This window comes from [Borrelia] finlandensis, assembly GCF_000181875.2.
In the GTDB taxonomy this organism is placed as follows: Bacteria; Spirochaetota; Spirochaetia; order Borreliales; family Borreliaceae; genus Borreliella; species Borreliella finlandensis.
Genome location: NC_012242.1, coordinates 1 through 20,219, shown reverse-complemented (window position 1 = coordinate 20,219; position 20,219 = coordinate 1). Strand labels below are relative to the sequence as shown.

Sequence of the window (20,219 nt, the reverse complement as noted above, 5' to 3'; positions counted from 1 at the left end):
AATTTATAGTTATCTAGTATAAAGCTCAATTTCCGGATTTTAAAAATAATAGTTTTTATCTTGCATTTGAAACGTTGACTTACTTTAACAAACCACATGCTACAAATACTAAAAAATAACAGGGATTTAACGATGCTTATTAACGATCAAAATCAAGAATATTTTACTTTAAAAAAATACAAACTATTCAAAATAAAAGTACAAAAAACACCATTTATATCAAACTACTTAGATTAGAAAAACAAGGGGAAAATTATTCCCTATAAACCATCACAAAATATAAAAGATTTCAAAAAATACGGGGGAAAAAGTATTAATATAATATGCCAAAGAACAAATTCTAAAATATTTTAGAACGCCAAACTTTTTAAAAAATCACAATCCCAGCAAATATTTCCATAAGTACAATCTATTAGAGAATTAGCTAAAAATACTATAACGTTTGAAGGGTTTGCAACCAAAATATATAAAAATCTAATAATACTAACAAGCAAATCTTATTATTTTAAAATTTAAAAAAACAAATACTAACTTATGTTTTAGATCTGGATCAATATGGCTTATTTAAAACATTAAACAAAGATTATATAGATAATATACTTATTATTTTTAATCAAAACCTAGAGAAAAAAGACTACCTATAAATGCAACAAGATAAGTAAAAAATAAAAAATTTTTTGTGTGGAAAATTTTTAAAAAATAAAATATCTAAACCAGCATTTAAAAACACTCTCAAAGATTAAGATTGCAACATAAATTTAATAAATACATATAAATTACTACATAACTATCGATAAACAAAAATGGAATTCTTAAAAAATTGAGATAGACTGAAATTGAAGGAGAATTAAAATTTTTATGACAGCAATAATCGTGTATTCATGCTTGACTATGTGTATAATATATTTTCACATGCAACTAAAAACATTTTTTACAAAATTAATCAAATTTTGTAAAAAATGTTTTTATATTTTTTTATTATTAATAGAAATGGCAAAATTAATTTTTTATCTATTAATTATTAGCAATAAGTTTTATATATTTATTATAATATCAATAGCTTTAATTACAATTAATACAATGATCTAAATCATTGTATTAATTGTAATTAAGCAAAATAATTATATCCAAGAAGTTAACTACTATTTCTAAATCAAAGATTACCAAAATAATTTCTTTATCTCATATGATAACTTTTTAAGCTTATTTTTTAAAAGGTCATCCACCACAAAAAAATCATACTCCAGAAGCCTTACTTAGGACAGTTTCTGCCTTGGGTTTTTATTTCTACAATAAATGACCTTAAGATTTAAAATTGCATTTATATCTCTATCATACATTATTAAAACTTTCCCAAAACATTCCTTTTTGCATAAAATTAATTTATTAAAGCTCCTTATTATTAGGCTTTTATAATTTGCTAAAAAGCAATAAGACAATTTATATAAAAAGTTTTGATTTAATTTAAAATTTTCTTATACAAAGTAGCAACCCTTAATCTAGATTTAGTTCTATTAATAGAATCCTTTTATTTTTTAAATAGTTTTTCTTTAGTATTTTTTAAATTTATTTTCATTTTTTATAAATACTTAGAATGATTGTTGTTTTGCCTTCGCCCATCTTTTTTATCCTCCCTTTTTAGTTTTATTATTATTATTATTTTTAATATCTAAACTCTCAACTCTCAACTGCTAATAAAATATGATATTTATTATCTGCTTTTTTTCTACTACTACATTTTTAATAAGTTTATTACAATTAAATGCCTCTATGTAGGAATAACTTTACAAAGCCTATTTAAAACAGGCTTTGTATTCATTTTCTATTCTTATTGAGTTTTTTATTTATATTTAGGAAATCCTTGCGTTCTGCTTCCTTTTTTAATTTATCTAAAAAATTATTATACACAGAGCTTGAATTAATAAATGCGCCACAAAGAGTGAAAGTATTAACTTCCTTTAAGAGTAGAAATTTATTTTTATATTTACCTGGATTAATACCAAAACTTTTATTCTTTTTCATAAGAATCTTTCCCATCATTTAACATTTTATTATACAAAAATCTTACACATCCAAATACTTTTCAAAAATTTCTCTTGATTAGTATTAGGATATAATCTATTTTTACAAGCTTGATCAGCCACTCATGTAATATTACTTGATGTGTATAGAAAATGAGATAATTTTTAATCACTGCATATATTTTATTAATTACCTGCCGAGTACTAGTTGTTAAATATGAGCATAAATGATAAGCTTCTGTCCCGTCTTCAAAAATTAATGCTTGGGTTATTCCTTATGGAAAATAACCATTAATGAATTCAATTATAATAAGAATCGCATTATCAATATTCAACCTTCTAATCCATCAATAATCTAAAGACAGTATCTTTATCAAAGATTATCATTTCTTAGAAGCGTCTATATATTCCATAATTAAAGTTCTTATAAAACCAGAAGCTGTTAATCCCTTTTTATCTAAAATAGAATAAAATTCAATCCAATATTCATATTTTAGTCCTACACTTATTTGCTTGATCATCATCTTTGATCTGCTAGACTTAACATTTGGAATGTTATTACTAATAACATCATCGTCACGGAAAGCAAATTTAGATTTGCTAACATTTTGTTTAATAATTTCTTCCAAATTAACCTCTTTGCTTATAGGCATAAAGCATCCCCCAATCTTGAAAGTTCTAAGATAGACCTGCTCTCAGGACAATAATCAAAAATCGACTTCTTATATAGCTGAGATTCTGCCATTTTAGCATCTTGTCCAACTTCATAAAGATCATATCCAAAAGTTTTAAATTGCTTTAGGTGCAAATTATGTCTTTTAAAACTTTTATTAAGCATATTGCAAATAATCTTCTCATGTTTAACCTTTTTTCTATAAGATTTTAACAAAGAATCAAACTCTTCTTTAAAAATATTAATTCCTTCAAGACTTAAAAATTCTGGAGTTAGTGGGGTAACAACTTCACACATTGCAAGAATAATTCTTCGCTCCCAAAGCTCAAAGCTGGGAGATAAATCAAAAATCGCAAATTCAAATCCCAATTTCTCCAATTCTAAGCAAAAATCATCTATTAAATATGGAAAATCTTGCAATTCATGTTGCACATCCCTTCTAAAAGTTCCACTCGGAACACATGGCAAAATATAAAAATTTTTTTGCATTTGTCTTACTACTTGATCTATATCTACCTTCTTCAAGAGAAAATCTTTAATATCTAGCTTAAGAATTTCATGATTAAGAAACCATGTAGAAGAACTTCCTTGCTGTATATCACAATCAACTAATACAACTTTTTTTGTTTTAGATAAATAACTTGCAATATTTCCGCTTAAGGTAGTTTTGCCAACACCGCCTTTTTGAATATGAAATGCTACTTTTTTCATACAAAATTCCTATTAATTATATTATATCATATATTAATTATATTATATCATATATTAATTATATTATATCATATATTAATTATATTATATCATATATTAATTATATTATATCATATATTAATTATATTATATCATATATTAATTATATTATATCATATATTAATTATATTATATCATATATTAATTATATTATATCATATATTAATTATATTATATCATATATTAATTATATTATATCATATATTAATTATATTATATCATATATTAATTATATTATATCATATATTAATTATATTATATCATATATTAATTATATTATATCATATATTAATTATATTATATCATATATTAATTATATTAATCTCTAACTATGGAAGCTACTTTTACAAAATTTTTCAATGAATTAGATATAACATGGTCTTAAAAACCAGCAAACTACTATTTATAAATCAAAGATTATAAAAACAGCTTTTTGCCTCATTCTATGATAGCTTTTTAGGTTCTTTCTTTTATAAGAAGGGATGCATACTCCAAACTAAAGACATGAACAATAAATTTAACCAGCAATTCATGTCTTACTTTTTATTACTTAATTTTAGAGATATATTTCTAATACCACAATTAAATAGTTTACTTAATGTAAAATATATACCTAATCTATTTAAAAAGAATCAATACCATTTTGATTTATATTATAATTGTCTTACAAGCTCATAACATCCTAAATCATTAATACTTTTTCCACACATTCCTTTTTACATAAAATTAATTGCTTACGCTCTCTATTGCTATATTTTTATAATTAACTACAAAGTAAAGAAATAATTTATGTAAAAAGTCTCTATTTGTCTTTTTGATATTTTTTTAGTATTCTTTAAGTTTATTTTAGTTGTTTTTTTTATTATTAGTTTTAAAAGTTTGCTTATTTTTTAATAACAATCTATCTTATCACCTTAGCATTGTGTTATATAAAAATCTTATGTATATAAATGCTTTTAAAAAGTCTTTCTTTTGGTTAGCATTGGAAATAATAGGATATATATGCTAATAAAGCATATATATCCTATTATTTCCAATGCCCTTGTACTTAATAAAATATATCAAACATATACTAACTTTTGATAACCGCTAAATATATTATTAATATCGCCTAGCATTAGGCACTAAATTAAATATAAATGCTAATCTTCTCTTTGCCAAATAATGTTTATTTTATATTCTTTATAGGAAAAAGAACTTTTAATAAATTAAATTATGATAAAAATCAAATTCATTTATCACTAGAATTCACTTATAATATTCAACCTTCTAAATTAATCAATAATCCAAAAACGATATCTTAAAGACTTATAAGAAAAAAAATTCTACTTATTAAGATAAGCATTGCTGGAAACCTTATTTTTGGCCTAGAAACTATTACCTTATTTATATTAGAAGCTCTATCTACCGATACATAAAAATTATATTCAGAGCTTAAAATAAATCTATTTTACAAGCCTATCTCCCCGCCCAAATTTCAAAGAAATTATAGGCGGGCAATTCTTCATTATTTTTTATTAAATTTATAAAAAGTCCTAAGAAAATTCTCTCTTAAGGACTTTTTATAAATGGTTAAAGGTTAAAGATAAGTTAAAATCTACAACAGTTTAGAAAAAAAACAAAATTAAAAATATTTTTTTATTTGTACTACGTATTAATTGATATATAATATCAATTAATACGTAGTACAAATAAAAAAATATTTTTAAAGGATAAAAATGCAAAAAGAAATAACAATAAACTATAATGAATATACAATTGGGGACATAAAAGGAACTTTCTTTGGGAATTCTCAATATGAAGCTAATTATCGAGCAAAAATAAATGGCTTTATAATTGACTTTTTTAAAATTCCCATAAGTTTAAAGAAAAAATACGAACTTAATATTAAAGCCCTTAGTGATCCTAATTTTTCATCCACAAATATTGCAATGAATTGCATAAATACTTTCAAACTTATAGTTGATATTGTTAATATGCAAACCGGTGAAAATTACGATTACGACACATTTATTACGAAAACAGAAACAGAAAAAATGCTTAAATATGGAACAAAAATAATTGCCGCACTAGCAAGGCACTTCGACGAACAAAACAGAACCAACTTTAATGAAAGCTATTATGAATGGGAAAAAGGCTGGATAGATAAAAAGTGGATAAATTACGAACCAACTGCAGAAGAAATAAAAAAAATTCAAACAATGAATCAAAAATTAAACTCTTTAAAGCTCAAGCATGAAAAAAAATCACTTAATAAAGGTCAAATAAGACTTTTACAAGCCATCAATAAAATTGAAGATCAATCACAACAACAGACTGTTAAACTAAATATCAAAACTAAAAAATTAAAAGGAAATCATGGGAAAAAACCCAAAATTTAACATTTTACTTAAAAGCGTTTAATTTTTATTTATTATTATTAAATAATATTTACAAAATTAAAAAAATAAAATATTATATATGTAAGGTAGAAAACGATCTGCCAACAGTCCCCAACACCCCTATTAATCCTCTCCAAATAAGATTAGGGGTAGGGACTTCTTTTTTTAAAGAATAAAAACTAAAACATTCAATGCCTAAATCAATAAGTTTATAGCAAATAAAAAAAATAAAAATCTAAAAAACATAAATTAACTAAAATTTTCTATTGTGAATATAAAATTTTAATAATACTTTAAGATTTAAGCTCCTATTTCCAAATCAAAGATTATAAAAATAGCTCCTTAATTTATTTCGTGGTAGCCTTTTAGACTCTTTCAAAGAACGGTTTTCACCAATACATGATCTATGGGCTTTATTTCGGGCAGCTCCTGTCTTAGTTTTTATTTCTTTATAAATAAGACTTAAGATTTGAATTTAAATTTGAATTTCTGTCGCATAGCGCTACAACCGCTAAAAGTCCAACTAGTAGCGCTTAATTTTAGAGCTGTATTTTTAATGCCATAATTGATACATAGTTTACTTCATGGAAAACATCTATCTGCTTTATGCAAATAAAATCCATAACAACTTAATTTATATAATAATTATCTTGCAACCCTATACAATCATAAATCATCAATACTTTTCTTTCAGTATGCAAAAATCTTACACATCCAAATGCTTTTGAAAATTTCTTTCGAGTTTAGGATATCAAGAATTAATTTTCAATTTTTCTTTAAAAGAATAATAATAATTTAATGCATTACTTTGGATTTATGAAATAATATTTTTGCATTTCTTATTAGTTTATATTTCTTTATAAGAATATATAATTTTGTTCGAATTCGGCTTTAAAAAATGGTTAATTTAGAATATAATTTCTATGACTAAAATGCTAAAAATAGATATAAATTTGGACTAATTGCATTATATTGCAAAATAAATTAGCCATATATACAATAATGCTTAACTTTAAATTTTTAAAATATGTTTACTTGTGTTTTGTAATTTTTGCAAGGTAAATTTTGATTATTAAAATTTGGGAGAAAGGGGTTTATGATCAAAAAATTTGTCATTTCACTATTATTTATAATGTTAACTTTTTTATTAATATTGGGTTGTGATTTATCAATAAATAACGATCGAAGCAAGATAGATGGGGTTTCTCATTTTAAAAAAAAATATATGGATAATTCGGATTATCAGTGTTTAAGCAAAAAAGAGTCTGAGGTTAAAAATTCTCAAATTAAACTAGATGAAAATAATAAAAATAATTCTTATTATTCCAGAGTATCTAATGTTTCAGATTATTATGATAAAACTCATATATCTTGCAAAAGAAAATGATTAATTTTCTTTGAAAAAGAACAGCGTGCTTTATCTATAGTCTAATTTTAAAGGCTTTTAGTTTGGTTGGTAAATATAAATTTTTTAGTTTCTTTTTAATAGAAATTTTGACAGGACTTTTATTATAATATGGAAGTAGCAATTAATTTTGATTGATTTTAATTTTGCTGATTCTTTTAAAACCTTTGCTGCTAGAAAAAAGAATACTTAATCTTTTTTCGTTATTATTAATCCCCTTGTTTTCTTTTTCATAGTTATTTCTATATTGTTCTTTTAAATTTTTATTTAAAAACGTTTTTTTAAATCTTTTTTCCCAAATTTCATCAAAGTCATTTGTTTTGTCAGTTTTTCCGTTCATCATCCATATTTTTTTACTATATTTATTTTTAAACTCTTTTATAAAGTGATTTGAAATATCTTCAATTTTGTATTCTTCTTTATATTTCTCTATTGCCAACTTTAAGTTTCTTAATGCATTTACATAAGTTTTTTCATTGTTGCTTATTTTGTGTATTTTTATTATTTGTAGTTTTTCTATTTTGTGAACTTTTACTAACCTATTTGCAATATATTCTTTGTAAGAAATCTTATTTATTTTTTTATTTTTTTCTTCTATAGAATTCTTTATCTTATTTATATCTTTTATACCTTTAGGTATAACATCTGCAATTGATACATCTGCAATTGATACATCTGCAATTGGTTCATCTGTAATTGGTTCATCTGTAATTGGTTCATCTGTAATTGGTTCATCTGTAATTGGTTCATCTGTAATTGGTTCATCTGTAATTGGTTCATCTGTAATTGGTTCATCTGTAATTGGTTCATCTGTAATTGGTTCATCTGTAATTGGTTCATCTGTAATTGGTTCATCTGTAATTGGTTCATCTGTAATTGGTTCATCTGTAATTGGTTCATCTGTAATTGGTTCATCTGTAATTGGTTCATCTGTAATTGGTTCATCTGTAATTGGTTCATCTGTAATTGGTTCATCTGTAATTGGTTCATCTGTAATTGGTTCATCTGTAATTGGTTCATCTGTAATTGGTTCATCTGTAATTGGTTCATCTGTAATTGGTTCATCTGTAATTGGTTCATCTGTAATTGGTTCATCTGTAATTGGTTCATCTGTAATTGGTTCATCTGTAATTGGTTCATCTGTAATTGGTTCATCTGTAATTGGTTCATCTGTAATTGGTTCATCTGTAATTGGTTCATCTGTAATTGGTTCATCTGTAATTGGTTCATCTGTAATTGGTTCATCTGTAATTGGTTCATCTGTAATTGGGCTTTTAGGTTTTATATTTTTTATTTTATTATTGTTTATAGCATTGTTAATTTCCTTAGAAAAATCAGACACTATTTTTTTATCTTTTAAATATTCTTTTATTTCTTTATTAATTGCTTCCTGAATAATTATAAAACGGTGTTTCCAAAGATTTTTGTTTTGTATGTAAAATGCAAAGCTTCCATTATCTTTGCCTAAATGTTTTAGTTTGGTTGTTATTAAGAGTGTTTGATTTAAAAATGATATATCATATTCTAAGGTCCTGATTGATATTTTTTTATTATCTTTTGCAAGACATTTATTAACTATATTGTATATTTCTATTGTAGAATATGTTTTAAGTTTGTTAGATTTATAGTATTGTTTGTTTTTAAGGTCAATTGCCCAGCATACTTTGAGTATTCGTTGGTATATGGCCCTTTTTTTAGTTAAATATGATTTTAGTCTTGAGTGCTTTAACTCTATTAAATTAGAGCTTGCGTTTTTTTGATTGTACTTTATAATTTCTTCTAATGTTATGAGATTATTAAAATTTGTATTGACATTATTTTTTATTTTTATTATCATTATCTTATCCTGGCTTCTGAAGTTAAATTTGTTGTGGTTTCAGAAGCTTTTTCAATTATTTGGCTTGCATTCTAAATTCTTACTGTATTACAAACGAAATAATTAGCTTTTTACTATATTCTATAGCAATGTTTTTAAAATGTCAATATAATAGATTATAAAATATGACCCATCTTTTTTGAAGCAATTTGTATTTCATGTTTTGTAGATTTTCGGCTCATTATTTTTTTTGCTTGCTCAATTCTTAATTGAATTGTTTCTTTCATGCTATTTGTAATGGGCTTGGGTCTTCTAAAGTCCATTAGAAAATATGTGCAAAAATCTTCTAAAAGGTAAGGACGGTTGTCTACATGGATTGCGCATTTTAAAATTTTTGATTTTTTAGATATAGTATTTTTGCTAATTGAAAGATTATAAGAATCTTCTAATATGTTCTGGAATTCTTTTAAAGAATAAAGTCTTACACCGTTAATACTTAACATAAATACCTCATAATTTCATTTTATTATATATTGCGTGTTAGTTTCAAGGATGTTAGGTTATATGTTGAATACTTTTGTTAGTGCGGTTGTCAAGAGCTATTAGATTATGTAGCTTGGGCAGATTGTAGTAATTTGTCTTTCCAAAAAAATTACAATAATGTGATATTTTTAAGAAATGGGGTTACATTTGAAGTTTGGTTTAAGTATTTTTTTTCAATTTTATCTTCTAATAAGGTGATATCGATTCTGATACAGCTATTTTCTTGTATAATATTGATGTCATTTAATATAAAATCTAAGTTATTTAAGTTTAAATTTTTAATCAAAAAATTTGTTCTTTCTAAGAAGATTAACTTTATTTTACCCCCCAACCCATTCTCATTTTCAATAAAAGATCTTAACGTTTTTAGAATTTTTTGTTTATTGTTGATAGTTTTTATTTGATTTGAATTTGTTAAGACTAGTTCTTCGTAGATTTTTGTGCTCAGATTTAGCAACATTCTATTCGTTGTTTTAATGTTTGCATTTAAATTTTCATTAGTTTTTATATCTGTGGTATTAATAGTTTTGATATTTGAATAGCTGATTTTTGTTAAAAACGGAAGTTCAATAGTCTTGTCGATGCCTTTTAATAGTAAATTAACTTTTTGGTTGTTTGCTTTGTTTTCAAAAAGGTAAGTATTGTTATTTTTTATAATAGGAATAAATGCATTTTCTATATTTTCTTTTCTATAAATAGAGCCAAGTATTTTAAGTTCGATTAGGTAAATTTCATCTTTATTGCTAGCTTTTAAGTTAATTGTGTAAACTTTGACTACCATCATGTCGTAAACTATTTTTAGTTTTTCTTCACTTACATAGTTAATATAAAATTCAAGTTTTCCCTTTAGAATGTCTTGTGGTAATTTAGAAAATTCATTTAACCTTAATTGTAAACTAATAATTCCGCCTTTAAATGTTTTAAGTGCTATATTTTCTTTTGAATTTGTTTGAATAGTTTTTTCAAAATTAAGTTCAAATTTAAAAGCTATTGGGTTGATAATGAAGATTTTTTTGTTTTTTACAAAGTAAGTATTAATAATTGACCTTGGGTCAGTATACACGATTTCTCCTATAGATGCACTTTGAAATTTATATAAATTGGGATTAGATATAATCTAATCTTTAAATTGGTTTTTGCTAGAACAACACCTAATAATAATAGTTTTTTAATTTTAATTCAAGCTCTAAAATTAGAATGTTTTTATTTGAATTGATTATATTATTTAATTTTCTAATTTTTGAGAATTTTTTTTAAAATAAATATAAGATAAACTAAGGGGGGGGTTTTAATGAATTCAAAATTTATTTTAAAGTATTTTATTTTGGTGGTTTTTTTAGTTTCTTGTCAAACTTATCAAATAGCTTATGATAGGTTTTCTCAAGTATTAGATTCTCAATATGATATTGGGGTAAATTATTCTAGAGATGGAATATTTAAGTCTGTAATTTCTATTAAATATGATAAATTGAAAAATAAAAGAGAATATTTTATTTTAGTTAGAGTTGAATCTAGAAATTCTAGTCAAATAAAGCCTGAAAAGATAATAACAGATACTAGATTTGAGGCTAAAGGAGAGTTGGTTTCAGAGGATAGCAAGCGTGTTGTTTATTATAACGATTTTTATGATTCATATTTTCCTTATGATTACACAACAGTGATTACTGAAAAAAATATTAAGGTAGAAATTTATAAATTTATTATTTCAGAAAGCGAATTTATAAGATTTGTTGCCCTGGGGAATGATAATATAGCAGCATTTAGAATTTATGCGTTCAGAAATGATGTTATTGTAAGTTTTAATAAGATTCCTTTTAAAAAGTTTTTGGATGATTTTAATTCAAAAGTTAAATTACTTGGTGGCAGTTGACTTAAATTTAAATAATTTTTAAGCCCAAGTTAAGTAATCATTTACTAAAAGGGATATAGATTAAGGTTATTTAGTATAAACAAGGTTTTTGATATTAGTTTATTATAATATCGACTTTAAAATGTTTTTAATATCATCTATTGTGTTAATCTTTTGAAAAATTAATAAATTCTAGTATGGCTTTTTCATTTCTCAGCAAGAATAGCCCTTCTCTTATTCCATTATGGAATTCTTCAAAGGAAATTAAGATTGTTTTTAAATTTTTATCTTTATCATCTATATTGTCATAATAAAATATAAAGTAAGGTCTTCCAGTATTATCTTTTAAGCCAAGAAAATTTACAAATATTGCTGTTTCTTGAAAATCTGTTTTTAAATTGTATGAGTGACCATTTTTGTATAAAAAAATTCCATTTCCTTCAAGATTTTTAATTTCTAAATTATTAATTGTATTTTTAATTTTAGCAAAACTCTCAATTGCTTGTAAAATATATTTTATTGATGAAAATTTGCTATAGTATATGCGGTTATTGATTTGAAATTCTAAAAAGATTCCACACTCATTTCCGGCTTTAATTACATCTTGCTCATTTTTAATAGAAGTTGCAATTTTTTTGTCAATAACAAGATTGATTTTGAATGTAGAAATATGGTTTAAGGTTTTTACATTGTCAATTGCTAAATTTTCTGCTAGATAGACTTTATAATTAATAAATATCCCTTTTAGATTTTTAATTTTAGCCTGTTTAAATTCATAGTTTATATTTTGAGCATATATTGCCAAATTTTTAATCAAAAATATTAAGAATATAAAAGTTTTATTTTTCATTATACAACTTATTATATGATAACAGTCTTGAATAATTTTAGTAAACCTTTTTTATCTATTAATTCTGAAATTTATAAAAATTTTAGCTATAAAAGTAGTTTTTGTTGATTTTTTAGAGAATATGTCTTGCAATATTTTGCAGAGATTTGTGTCAGAAAATAATCTGCTGTTTATAAATCAGGGATTATAAAAACAGCTTTTTGCTTTATTCTGGATAGCTATATAGTAATTGTCTTACAACCGCATACAATTCTAAATTATTAATACTTTTTCTAAACATTCCTTTTTACATAGCTTTAATTTATAGTTTTCTATTACTATGTTTTTATAATTAGCCATAAATATAGGTATAAATGTGTAAATTCTAAGCTTTCATCTTTTTTGTCTAAATAATATTTTATTTTCTGTTCTTTATATAAAAGAACTCTTAATAAATCCTTGTAGTAATGATCACATTCATTTATTATTAGAATTTGCTTTCAATATTTAACCTTCTAAATTCATCAATAATCTATAAAGACAGCAATCTTAAAGATTTATAAGAAAAAAATATTTTACCTATAAATATAAGCATTGCTTAAAACCTTATTTTTGATCTCTAGAAGTTATTTATCTCTACTAAAAATTATTAGCATCATCAAAAGTATCTTCAGGTCCAAAATAAATCCATTTATTAACAAATTCATTTCAATCTAAATTTCATAAAAATTATAGATGGATAATTCTTTGTTAAAATTATCAATTAGGATAAGTTAAAAAAGTTTATATATTTGCTTAGCAAGAGCTTTTAGATTAAAGAGTTTAATTGATTTTTGATTTACTCTATATAAAAAGAAAACCCCTTAAAGATAAGAGGTTCATTTAAAAGAATGTATGGTATGAAGTAAATATTGATAATAAATTCTTTTAATTTTAAAAAAGGAGAATATTTAATACTCAATTATTAGTTCAATAATTGAGTATTACCATGTAATTTAAAAATTTTTTTAAATTAGATTCTTGCAAAAGAAAATCAAATATTATTTAGAGCCAAAATAAAAGCAATGCTTATATTTATAGGTAAAATATTTTTTTCTTATAAATCTTTAAGATTGCTGTCTTTATAGATTATTGATGAATTTAGAAGGTTAAATATTGAAAGCAAATTCTAATAATAAATGAATGTGATCATTACTATAAGGATTTATTAAGAGTTCTTTTGTATAAAGAATACTAAACATAAGATATATAAAATATGAGTAGGAATTATTGAAAATTTTATTTTTGGTTAAAAAACTATTGCTCTACCTAAAGTTTATATAAATTATAGGTTAAAAATTCTTTGTAATCTTTGGATTAAGCCCATCCTTTAATAAAGGATAGGCTTTTACATTGCGATAATTTCAATACATAATTTAAATGTTATTTATAATTGAAAATATGTCATCATTTAATTCCTCTTTTTTTTCTTTTTTCTCCTATTTGATGATTGTAAAGTGTGTCTTCATGAGATTTAAGCTTATTTTCGTCTATTCTTATATGATTTTTATCATTTTGATAATCTAATAAAAGTTGGTGTCTCATTTTTGAGACAGTTGTTGTTGTGGATACTAATTTTTCAAACGAATTTTTAAGTTTTTTTAGATTTGAAATCTCTAGTTTTTCTAGATTGTCTTTTTTGGAATATAGGGGAATAAGCAAGTTTGCAAGAGTGTATCCAATTGCTTCAAGAGTGTTAAACATGCCTTGCATTTGTCCCGATAACATTACAATTTCTGAAAATTTCTTTAATTGACTACCATCAATAGCATTTAAAATGCTATAAGTATTTTTTCTATATCTTTTTGCTCGCTCGGTATCAGCAGTTGCCTTTTCACCTGGTGATGATGCTTAGCCCAAGGTTTCAAAAGTCCCTATTTCGTATTATTCTTTAGGTTCTTCTTTCAACTTTTTTCATATTTTTCGTTATCTGCGTGTGCTTTGTCTATTAAATTTCTTAAATCATTAAGAAGTATGTTTTTGGGTTTTGTATAATGGTTTTCTTTTTGATTAGAGTTTTCTTCTTGATTTGGGCCTTCTTTTTGAGTTAGATTCGCTTTTGTATTAGGTTTTAATCCTTTTTTATTAGATTTTAATCTTTTTTTGCTAGATTGATATATCTCATATCTTTTTGATTGGTGTTAAAATCTGGATTGCAAGCATTTAGAAATGGAAAAATAAATAAGCTAGCAATGATGTTATATTTCATAGACATTCTTCTTAATTAAAATCTAATATTAGATATAATTCAATATTAATATTAAATTATAATATATCTATTGCAAGAAGTTTTGTGGTGTGTGAGCTTTTTAAAAATTATTTTGATTTATATTTATCAAATTGTTTAATAAATATATTTATTTTGACTCTGAATATACTTTTTTATGATCTCAATATAGGCTTCCCCAGTAGGGAAGGAGGGTATAATAACTTCATTTTTAAATTATTGATTAGAAGTTTTAATATTGGGAGCAAATTCTGGTAATAAATATGATCCTTATCATAATTGAATTTATCAAGGGTTATTTTATATAAAGAATTTGCCATGTAATTTTAATTTTTGTTTGTAACCGCCAATTATTAAAAATAAAATTATCAAAGTGTAATTAATGTAAAATTAATTACACTTAAATATACTTCTTTTAAAGAATATAGCATTAGCAATATTAATCTATTACGAATGATATATTCTTTAAAAGAAGTATAGAAATAGCAGTTTACTTATTATTAAAATTAAAGTTTATGTAAATTATAGGTTAAAAATTCTTTGTAATCTTTAGCAAGAATGTTAAACCTATCTTTAATAAAAGATAGGTTTTTGCATGATGGCAATTTCAATATACAATTTAAAGGCTATTATATATTGAATATATATCATTTTTTAGTTTTTTTGCTTCTTTTCTTTTTTCTGAGATTTGATTACAAATATCTTCTGCATGAGATTTAAGCTCGTTTTCATCTGCTTGTATGTTATTTGTATTATTTTGATAGTCTAATAAGAGTTGGTGCATCATTTCTGAGACTGTTGTTTTTGTAGATAAAAATTTTTCCAAATAATCTTTGAGCTTTTTTAAATCTGAAGTCTCTAGTTCTTCTAGATTGTCTTTTTTGGGATATAAAAAAGTAACTATGTCTTCAAAATCACCTCCAAGTGAGTTGAAGATGTTAAATATGCCTTGTATTTGGCCTGATGACTCTACAATTTTTGAAAAGTTTTTTAATTCATTATCACTAATGGTATTTGTTAAAATGCTATAAGTTCGTTTTCTATAGCTTTTGGATCTTTCAGTGTTTTCGACCACCTTTTCGCCCGGTAATGATGGCCAACCCAAGATTTTGAAAGCCGACAGTTCATATTGTAAGTTTTATAGTAATTTGAGTCTTGTAATATTAATTTTTTATAGAAAATTTTTATTTAGTGTCTAAAAATTAAATTTCTATAAATCAATATAATGATTTGATATTTAATAATTTTTGAGAAAAGATAAAATTGGCATACACAATAGTGGATCTAGAATATACAAGTTTATCAAAATGCTATTATTTTTAAACTTAAAAAGTTCTACTAAAATAGATTGCTCTAGAACTAATAAATATAATACTATTGATCAATAATATCTTAAAATTAATAACATTTTATATACCTTGCTTTTAATTTTGTGCTTACTTTGTATTTCATTCTTGATAAATGAGGAGATAAAAATAAAATCATAGCTTATAATGGATTATTTAGGAGGGTAAAAATATGTTAAAAATGGTTTTTAACACTGGAGCAATAGAAAAATGTTTTCAAGTTTTATTAGCTTTAATGGAAGCAGTGGGCTTGACTGTTGATAGGGTTATAGGATTGAATCAAGTTGATTTTAGATTGTGGCTTTGTGGCTTTTTTGAAAAATGATTGTCAATAGATTAGCTTATAAATATAAAATATATCTTAAAACCAATCAAAGGAAATTTTTAAAAAGTATTTAGTTATGTGGTATTTTTGTATAATAAACTGCTAAGTGATAAATAGATTATTATGGAAAAAACAAGGAAAGTTTTGGCATTAATCCAAATATAAAAATAAATTTCCGTCTTTAAAGATGGTTTAACTCTTTGTAGTTTATGGATTAACTTATACTCTATATATAATGAAATTATTTAGATAAATTAAGAAAGAAATAGAATGTAAGAATTTTCTAAATATAATAGTAGAAAAATCGGTCAACTTTTAGAACTAATGATATTAAAAGCAATGAAATTGTTAAAAATGTGGTAGTAGAAAAAAAGTCGATAATAAATATTGTATTTCAGTAGCAGTTAGGGTGATGAAAATGATCATCCTAAATATTTGCTAAAAAAATGAAAATAAACTTGAAAAATGCCAAAGAAAACTATCAAAAAAATTTCAAATCAAATAAAAGACTTTTTACATAAATTGTCTTATTGTTTTGTAGCTAATTATAAAAACATAGTAATAGAAAATTATAAATTAAAGCTATGCAAAAAAGGAATGTCTAGAAAAAGTATTAATTATTTAGAATTGTATGAGATTGTAAGACAATTGTCATGTAAATTACAGTAGTATGAAAACTATCTGTCACATAAGATTTATGAATATTTTGAAAGAGCTCGTAGTTAGAGTGGGTAAGTTTTAAATTTTTTTCATAAACTCTTTTAATAAAGAGGAAAAATGGATTGATTTGTTTTTATTAAAAAGATGTGTGAGATGTGTTTTATGGATGTTATATGGGTTTAAAAAAATCAAGCACGATTCAATTTTACAGTGATTTTATGTTTGTAAATTTTATAAAAAAATTCAAAACTTTTAATAAAGTCTTATTATATTAGGCTTAGGTTAAAAAATTGGCAGTGTGTTTTTATGCATTAACAATGTGGCTTATTTGATTGAGGGGCGCTTAATAATAGATTTTTTAGAAAATTATATAAGTGAATATTGGATTTAGAAAAAAAGTATTCAAATTTTATTCCAAAGATTTGTAGATTTGGATTCCTCACAGGCATTGTAACGAATTGGATTGTTTAATCAAAAAGAAAAAATTTAATAAATTTGGGAATTCCGGCCAACAGCATTGGGCGATTTTGAAAATATTCTGTTATTTGGTTTTGATTTATATCTCAATGCATTTAGTAAGTGGGTAAATTATGAGAAAGAAGTAGCTTCGACAACAAAATTATTACTGAGGAGTAAATATTCAAATAGTTTTTTTGGCTGAGGCATGGAACATGCAATAGCACAAGCTCTTCAAAAAAAAAGAGCTTAAAAATTGGGATACGATTTTTTGGAAAGGCTTAAGGCAAGTAACAGAATAATAATTATTATTGCAGTAGTAATAGTGTCTGTTGCCATATTGTTTTATGGTGTTTTTTGTTGTTTGGCTAATTAGTAGTGGTTTAAAATAGAAATTGCAAAGAATTCTTTCCTATATTTACTAAATAAAAAAATTTTAAATATAATGCGCTTTTGCAATTCATATCAGTAGTTTTTGTGGATTTCTATATGTTTTATGTTTGCATTAATCTGTGGTTTTAGAGCATGAAAATTTTTGCAAGGGTCTTTTTTTTGTAAAAGAATTTGGAATCAAATTTATAATAGTAGATTGAGGGCTATAGAGTTGTTTCGATATTAATTTAGATTGCTTTGATTTGGCTTTAAAGGTGTAAATGGCCTTATATTAAAATCAAATATAATTTTAAATTCACAAAACATTTATCTAGTTAGCATTCTTTGTATAAAGTAAAACTTTATGTAGTATTTCTTTAAACTTTACAATCAAAGAGTAAACCAATTTTTAGCTGTTTGATTGTAATCCTAAAATAAAATATTTTTTCTAAACATTTTATTTTATTTAAGTCTTTATATTTTTAATTATAAATGATAAAATACGGCTTGGTTTTGTAATTGTCATTTAATATTTATGTTAGTTCGTTTTGTTTTTATTTAAAGAAAGATTGATTTAAGTTTTTATTTTCACTTTTTGTTAGGTAATTTCAATTATTTTTATAATTTTGAGTATTTCAATTAATTTGTCTTTTTTTATGTCTAAATTTAAAATTTAAAGAGTTTTTTTAAAAAAAAGTTGCATATATTGAAATATTTTTTAATTTGATATTTTTACTATTTAAGTATTTCTTTTTTCTTCTTATTTATTATAATTGCATTTGCCCAAATCTACATTGCCCATTTTAGTAGGTTTGTTTTTAAAATGGTTGTCAACTCTTTTTTAAAATCTAGAAAGTTTTTTCTATAAAGTATTGATTTATTTTGCGGTAACATTCTTTTTTAGGATAATTAAGCTTATAATAAATTTTAGTTCCATAATTTATCCCCACGTGTTTATAGTAGTTTTTTGTGACGTTTATTTCTTTTTCTAATTTGTAAGGCTATTTTTGTATAGTTCTTGATGTAGAAATAGTTTGACCATTTCTTTTGAGATTTTCATTAAAGTAGTACAATATGTTGTTTTGGTTGTATTTTTGATATTTATTGTTTATGTAGTCTAGTGCTGGGATAAGAACTATTAATTTATGTTAAACTTTATTAAGGCAATTTATGTGTTTTTTATTTTTTGAATAAGTAGTTATTATGTCTTCTAAGCTAATATTAATGACTTATTAATATTAAATAAATTTACTTTTAAATTTTTAGTGGCCGTAATTTGGAAAATTCTAATTATTATATAAAAATATATCTAGATTTTAATTTCAATTTAGTATACAGTATAGTATAATTGGTGGTTGTTTAACTTCCAACGCTAATATATGATGATAAAATATTAATAAGGCTTATAGCAATTTCATACCAGGAAATTGCTATAAGCCCTTATTAATATAAAAAAGTTCTAACTTTATCAGTTTATGCTAAGACACATCTCCATAATATTCCTTAATCTTCATAAAACATGTTTTTATAGGATAATCAAGTGTTTAATAAATTTTAAATATATCAGCTTTCTTATTATATTTGTTAGTTATGATTTTTATTTCTTTTTTTAGTGTATCAAGATATTTGCCTAGTTTTTCCATGTCAATAAGCATTCTATAAAGATAATTAATATTGCTTTTAGAGATAAGATTATTATATAGCTTTTATAAAGCTCCTGCTGTAATAACTTGTGCTGTGGTTTTCTCTATGTATTCTATTCTTAAAATAAGAATTATTAAGGGATAATAGGTTTTATTATTACAATTCATAAATAACTATTTTAAAACAAAATTAAAGAATATATTTAAAGTATATATAATTAATAATTATGAATAATTTTGGAGAACTTTATGAATGATTTTTTCAAAAAAATAAAAAGTATGACCTTTATATTAAAAATCTAAGATTTAAAGTTTTGCTCTTTTGGGCTAAAGCCCAGGTTAAAATCCATACTTATATTATTTATCGTAAAAAGCGTTGTTTATTTCAAAATAAGTCTTTTCCATAGGATAATTAATTTTATAATAAACCAATAGGGTACAATTGTCTTTAGTATAGAATTTGGTTATAATATGTATTTCTTTTTCTAATTTGTAAAGGTATTTTTGCATAGTTATTAGTGTAGAGATAGCTTGAGCATTTTTTTGAAATTTTAATTAAATAATTTGAGTATAGCTTTTTGAGAATAGTTTCTAAATGTGATATTGATGTTTTGTAGTGTTGAAGCAAGAATGATCAATTCGTTTGGCGTTTGATTTAAATTATTTTTCATGAATTATGTTCATAATATGCTATTGTGGTTGTTAATAATATAGCTCAAAATTTGTGCGAAAGGAAAGACAAATTGATGAATTACAATAAGTTTGAAAATTAATATTTATTAGTAATTTTGCAAAATGTTAAGGTTTGACTTTTTTAAGCTAAACTTTGGGATTTTGGGGCTAAAGTTTTTATGTTTGATGTTTATACTAATTAAAAATTAATA

Annotated in this window: 15 protein-coding genes and 2 pseudogenes; 5 read left to right on the top strand and 12 right to left on the bottom strand. The window is 23.5% G+C overall.

The window, feature by feature from the left end; all coding sequences use genetic code 11:
- Positions 1-1,815: 1,815 nt before the first annotated feature.
- The 4 genes from BSV1_RS07320 to BSV1_RS05245 all read right to left on the bottom strand — a co-directional run bounded on the left by BSV1_RS07320 (position 1,816) and on the right by BSV1_RS05245 (position 3,405).
- On the bottom strand, positions 1,816-2,022 hold the full coding sequence (locus tag BSV1_RS07320) for a hypothetical protein (RefSeq protein ID WP_012672506.1): 207 nt from the start codon (positions 2,020-2,022) through the stop codon (positions 1,816-1,818).
- Positions 2,009-2,059 (bottom strand): hypothetical protein, encoded by a 51-nt coding sequence (locus BSV1_RS07490; protein ID WP_342626646.1) that lies wholly within the window; start codon positions 2,057-2,059, stop codon positions 2,009-2,011. The genes BSV1_RS07320 and BSV1_RS07490 overlap by 14 nt, the downstream gene beginning before the upstream one ends.
- Positions 2,060-2,404: 345 nt before the next feature.
- Positions 2,405-2,674, bottom strand: a complete 270-nt coding sequence (locus BSV1_RS05250) for a hypothetical protein (RefSeq protein WP_012672494.1) — start codon at positions 2,672-2,674, stop codon at positions 2,405-2,407.
- Positions 2,665-3,405, bottom strand: coding sequence for a ParA family protein (locus BSV1_RS05245; protein ID WP_012672500.1), 741 nt, complete (start codon positions 3,403-3,405; stop codon positions 2,665-2,667). The genes BSV1_RS05250 and BSV1_RS05245 overlap by 10 nt, the downstream gene beginning before the upstream one ends.
- Before the next feature lie 1,757 nt (positions 3,406-5,162).
- On the opposite strand from BSV1_RS05245, the gene BSV1_RS05240 reads away from it, so the two are divergent.
- Positions 5,163-5,825, top strand: coding sequence for a hypothetical protein (locus BSV1_RS05240; RefSeq protein ID WP_012672492.1), 663 nt, complete (start codon positions 5,163-5,165; stop codon positions 5,823-5,825).
- 1,096 nt (positions 5,826-6,921) lie between these two features.
- On the top strand, positions 6,922-7,212 hold the full coding sequence (locus BSV1_RS05235; RefSeq protein WP_039949703.1) for a DUF5425 domain-containing protein: 291 nt from the start codon (positions 6,922-6,924) through the stop codon (positions 7,210-7,212).
- 142 nt (positions 7,213-7,354) lie between these two features.
- Here the strand turns inward: BSV1_RS05235 and BSV1_RS07310 are convergent, their stop codons facing one another.
- The 3 genes from BSV1_RS07310 to BSV1_RS05215 all read right to left on the bottom strand — a co-directional run bounded on the left by BSV1_RS07310 (position 7,355) and on the right by BSV1_RS05215 (position 10,652).
- Entirely contained in the window at positions 7,355-9,067 is a 1,713-nt protein-coding gene (locus tag BSV1_RS07310) for a plasmid maintenance protein (protein WP_012672508.1), read from the bottom strand.
- Positions 9,068-9,222: 155 nt separating this feature from the next.
- Positions 9,223-9,549: a hypothetical protein gene (locus tag BSV1_RS05220; protein ID WP_010890253.1), complete on the bottom strand. Its 327-nt coding sequence runs from the start codon at positions 9,547-9,549 to the stop codon at positions 9,223-9,225.
- A gap of 149 nt (positions 9,550-9,698) precedes the next feature.
- Positions 9,699-10,652, bottom strand: a complete 954-nt coding sequence (locus BSV1_RS05215; protein ID WP_012672503.1) for a hypothetical protein — start codon at positions 10,650-10,652, stop codon at positions 9,699-9,701.
- A 228-nt stretch (positions 10,653-10,880) separates the two neighbouring features.
- Here BSV1_RS05215 and BSV1_RS05210 point away from each other — a divergent pair, with 228 nt between their 5' ends.
- Positions 10,881-11,459, top strand: coding sequence for a hypothetical protein (locus BSV1_RS05210; RefSeq protein WP_012672496.1), 579 nt, complete (start codon positions 10,881-10,883; stop codon positions 11,457-11,459).
- A gap of 145 nt (positions 11,460-11,604) precedes the next feature.
- Here the strand turns inward: BSV1_RS05210 and BSV1_RS05205 are convergent, their stop codons facing one another.
- From BSV1_RS05205 to BSV1_RS06715, 3 genes are all read right to left on the bottom strand, one after another.
- Positions 11,605-12,288 (bottom strand): hypothetical protein, encoded by a 684-nt coding sequence (locus BSV1_RS05205; protein WP_012672509.1) that lies wholly within the window; start codon positions 12,286-12,288, stop codon positions 11,605-11,607.
- Between the two features lie 1,425 nt (positions 12,289-13,713).
- Positions 13,714-14,085 carry a CRASP family complement regulator-acquiring lipoprotein gene (locus BSV1_RS07485; RefSeq protein WP_342626645.1) on the bottom strand — a complete coding sequence of 124 codons (372 nt, stop codon included), beginning with the start codon at positions 14,083-14,085 and terminating at the stop codon, positions 13,714-13,716.
- Between the two features lie 1,067 nt (positions 14,086-15,152).
- A complete protein-coding gene (locus BSV1_RS06715; RefSeq protein ID WP_245532225.1) occupies positions 15,153-15,608 on the bottom strand; it encodes a virulence associated lipoprotein in 456 nt (151 codons plus the stop codon).
- A 443-nt stretch (positions 15,609-16,051) separates the two neighbouring features.
- Here BSV1_RS06715 and BSV1_RS07060 point away from each other — a divergent pair, with 443 nt between their 5' ends.
- Complete coding sequence (locus BSV1_RS07060; RefSeq protein WP_012672504.1) at positions 16,052-16,204, top strand: hypothetical protein; 153 nt, start codon at positions 16,052-16,054, stop codon at positions 16,202-16,204.
- Between the two features lie 465 nt (positions 16,205-16,669).
- Entirely contained in the window at positions 16,670-16,873 is a 204-nt protein-coding gene (locus BSV1_RS07170; protein ID WP_012672499.1) for a transposase, read from the top strand.
- 1,667 nt (positions 16,874-18,540) lie between these two features.
- Here the strand turns inward: BSV1_RS07170 and BSV1_RS07305 are convergent.
- Both BSV1_RS07305 and BSV1_RS07590 read right to left on the bottom strand, forming a co-directional pair.
- A pseudogene (locus BSV1_RS07305) lies at positions 18,541-18,804 on the bottom strand (plasmid maintenance protein).
- 888 nt (positions 18,805-19,692) lie between these two features.
- A pseudogene (locus BSV1_RS07590) lies at positions 19,693-19,869 on the bottom strand (plasmid maintenance protein); the annotation flags it as partial.
- Between the last annotated feature and the right edge of the window lie 350 nt (positions 19,870-20,219).

Coding starts and splice junctions, on each gene's coding strand:
- BSV1_RS07320 (WP_012672506.1), bottom strand. CDS start 2,022: ATGAAAAAGAATAAAAGTTTTGGTATTAATCCAGGTAAATATAAAAAT.
- BSV1_RS05250 (WP_012672494.1), bottom strand. CDS start 2,674: ATGCCTATAAGCAAAGAGGTTAATTTGGAAGAAATTATTAAACAAAAT.
- BSV1_RS05245 (WP_012672500.1), bottom strand. CDS start 3,405: ATGAAAAAAGTAGCATTTCATATTCAAAAAGGCGGTGTTGGCAAAACT.
- BSV1_RS05240 (WP_012672492.1), top strand. CDS start 5,163: ATGCAAAAAGAAATAACAATAAACTATAATGAATATACAATTGGGGAC.
- BSV1_RS05235 (WP_039949703.1), top strand. CDS start 6,922: ATGATCAAAAAATTTGTCATTTCACTATTATTTATAATGTTAACTTTT.
- BSV1_RS07310 (WP_012672508.1), bottom strand. CDS start 9,067: ATGATAATAAAAATAAAAAATAATGTCAATACAAATTTTAATAATCTC.
- BSV1_RS05220 (WP_010890253.1), bottom strand. CDS start 9,549: ATGTTAAGTATTAACGGTGTAAGACTTTATTCTTTAAAAGAATTCCAG.
- BSV1_RS05210 (WP_012672496.1), top strand. CDS start 10,881: ATGAATTCAAAATTTATTTTAAAGTATTTTATTTTGGTGGTTTTTTTA.
- BSV1_RS05205 (WP_012672509.1), bottom strand. CDS start 12,288: ATGAAAAATAAAACTTTTATATTCTTAATATTTTTGATTAAAAATTTG.
- BSV1_RS07060 (WP_012672504.1), top strand. CDS start 16,052: ATGTTAAAAATGGTTTTTAACACTGGAGCAATAGAAAAATGTTTTCAA.
- BSV1_RS07170 (WP_012672499.1), top strand. CDS start 16,670: ATGCCAAAGAAAACTATCAAAAAAATTTCAAATCAAATAAAAGACTTT.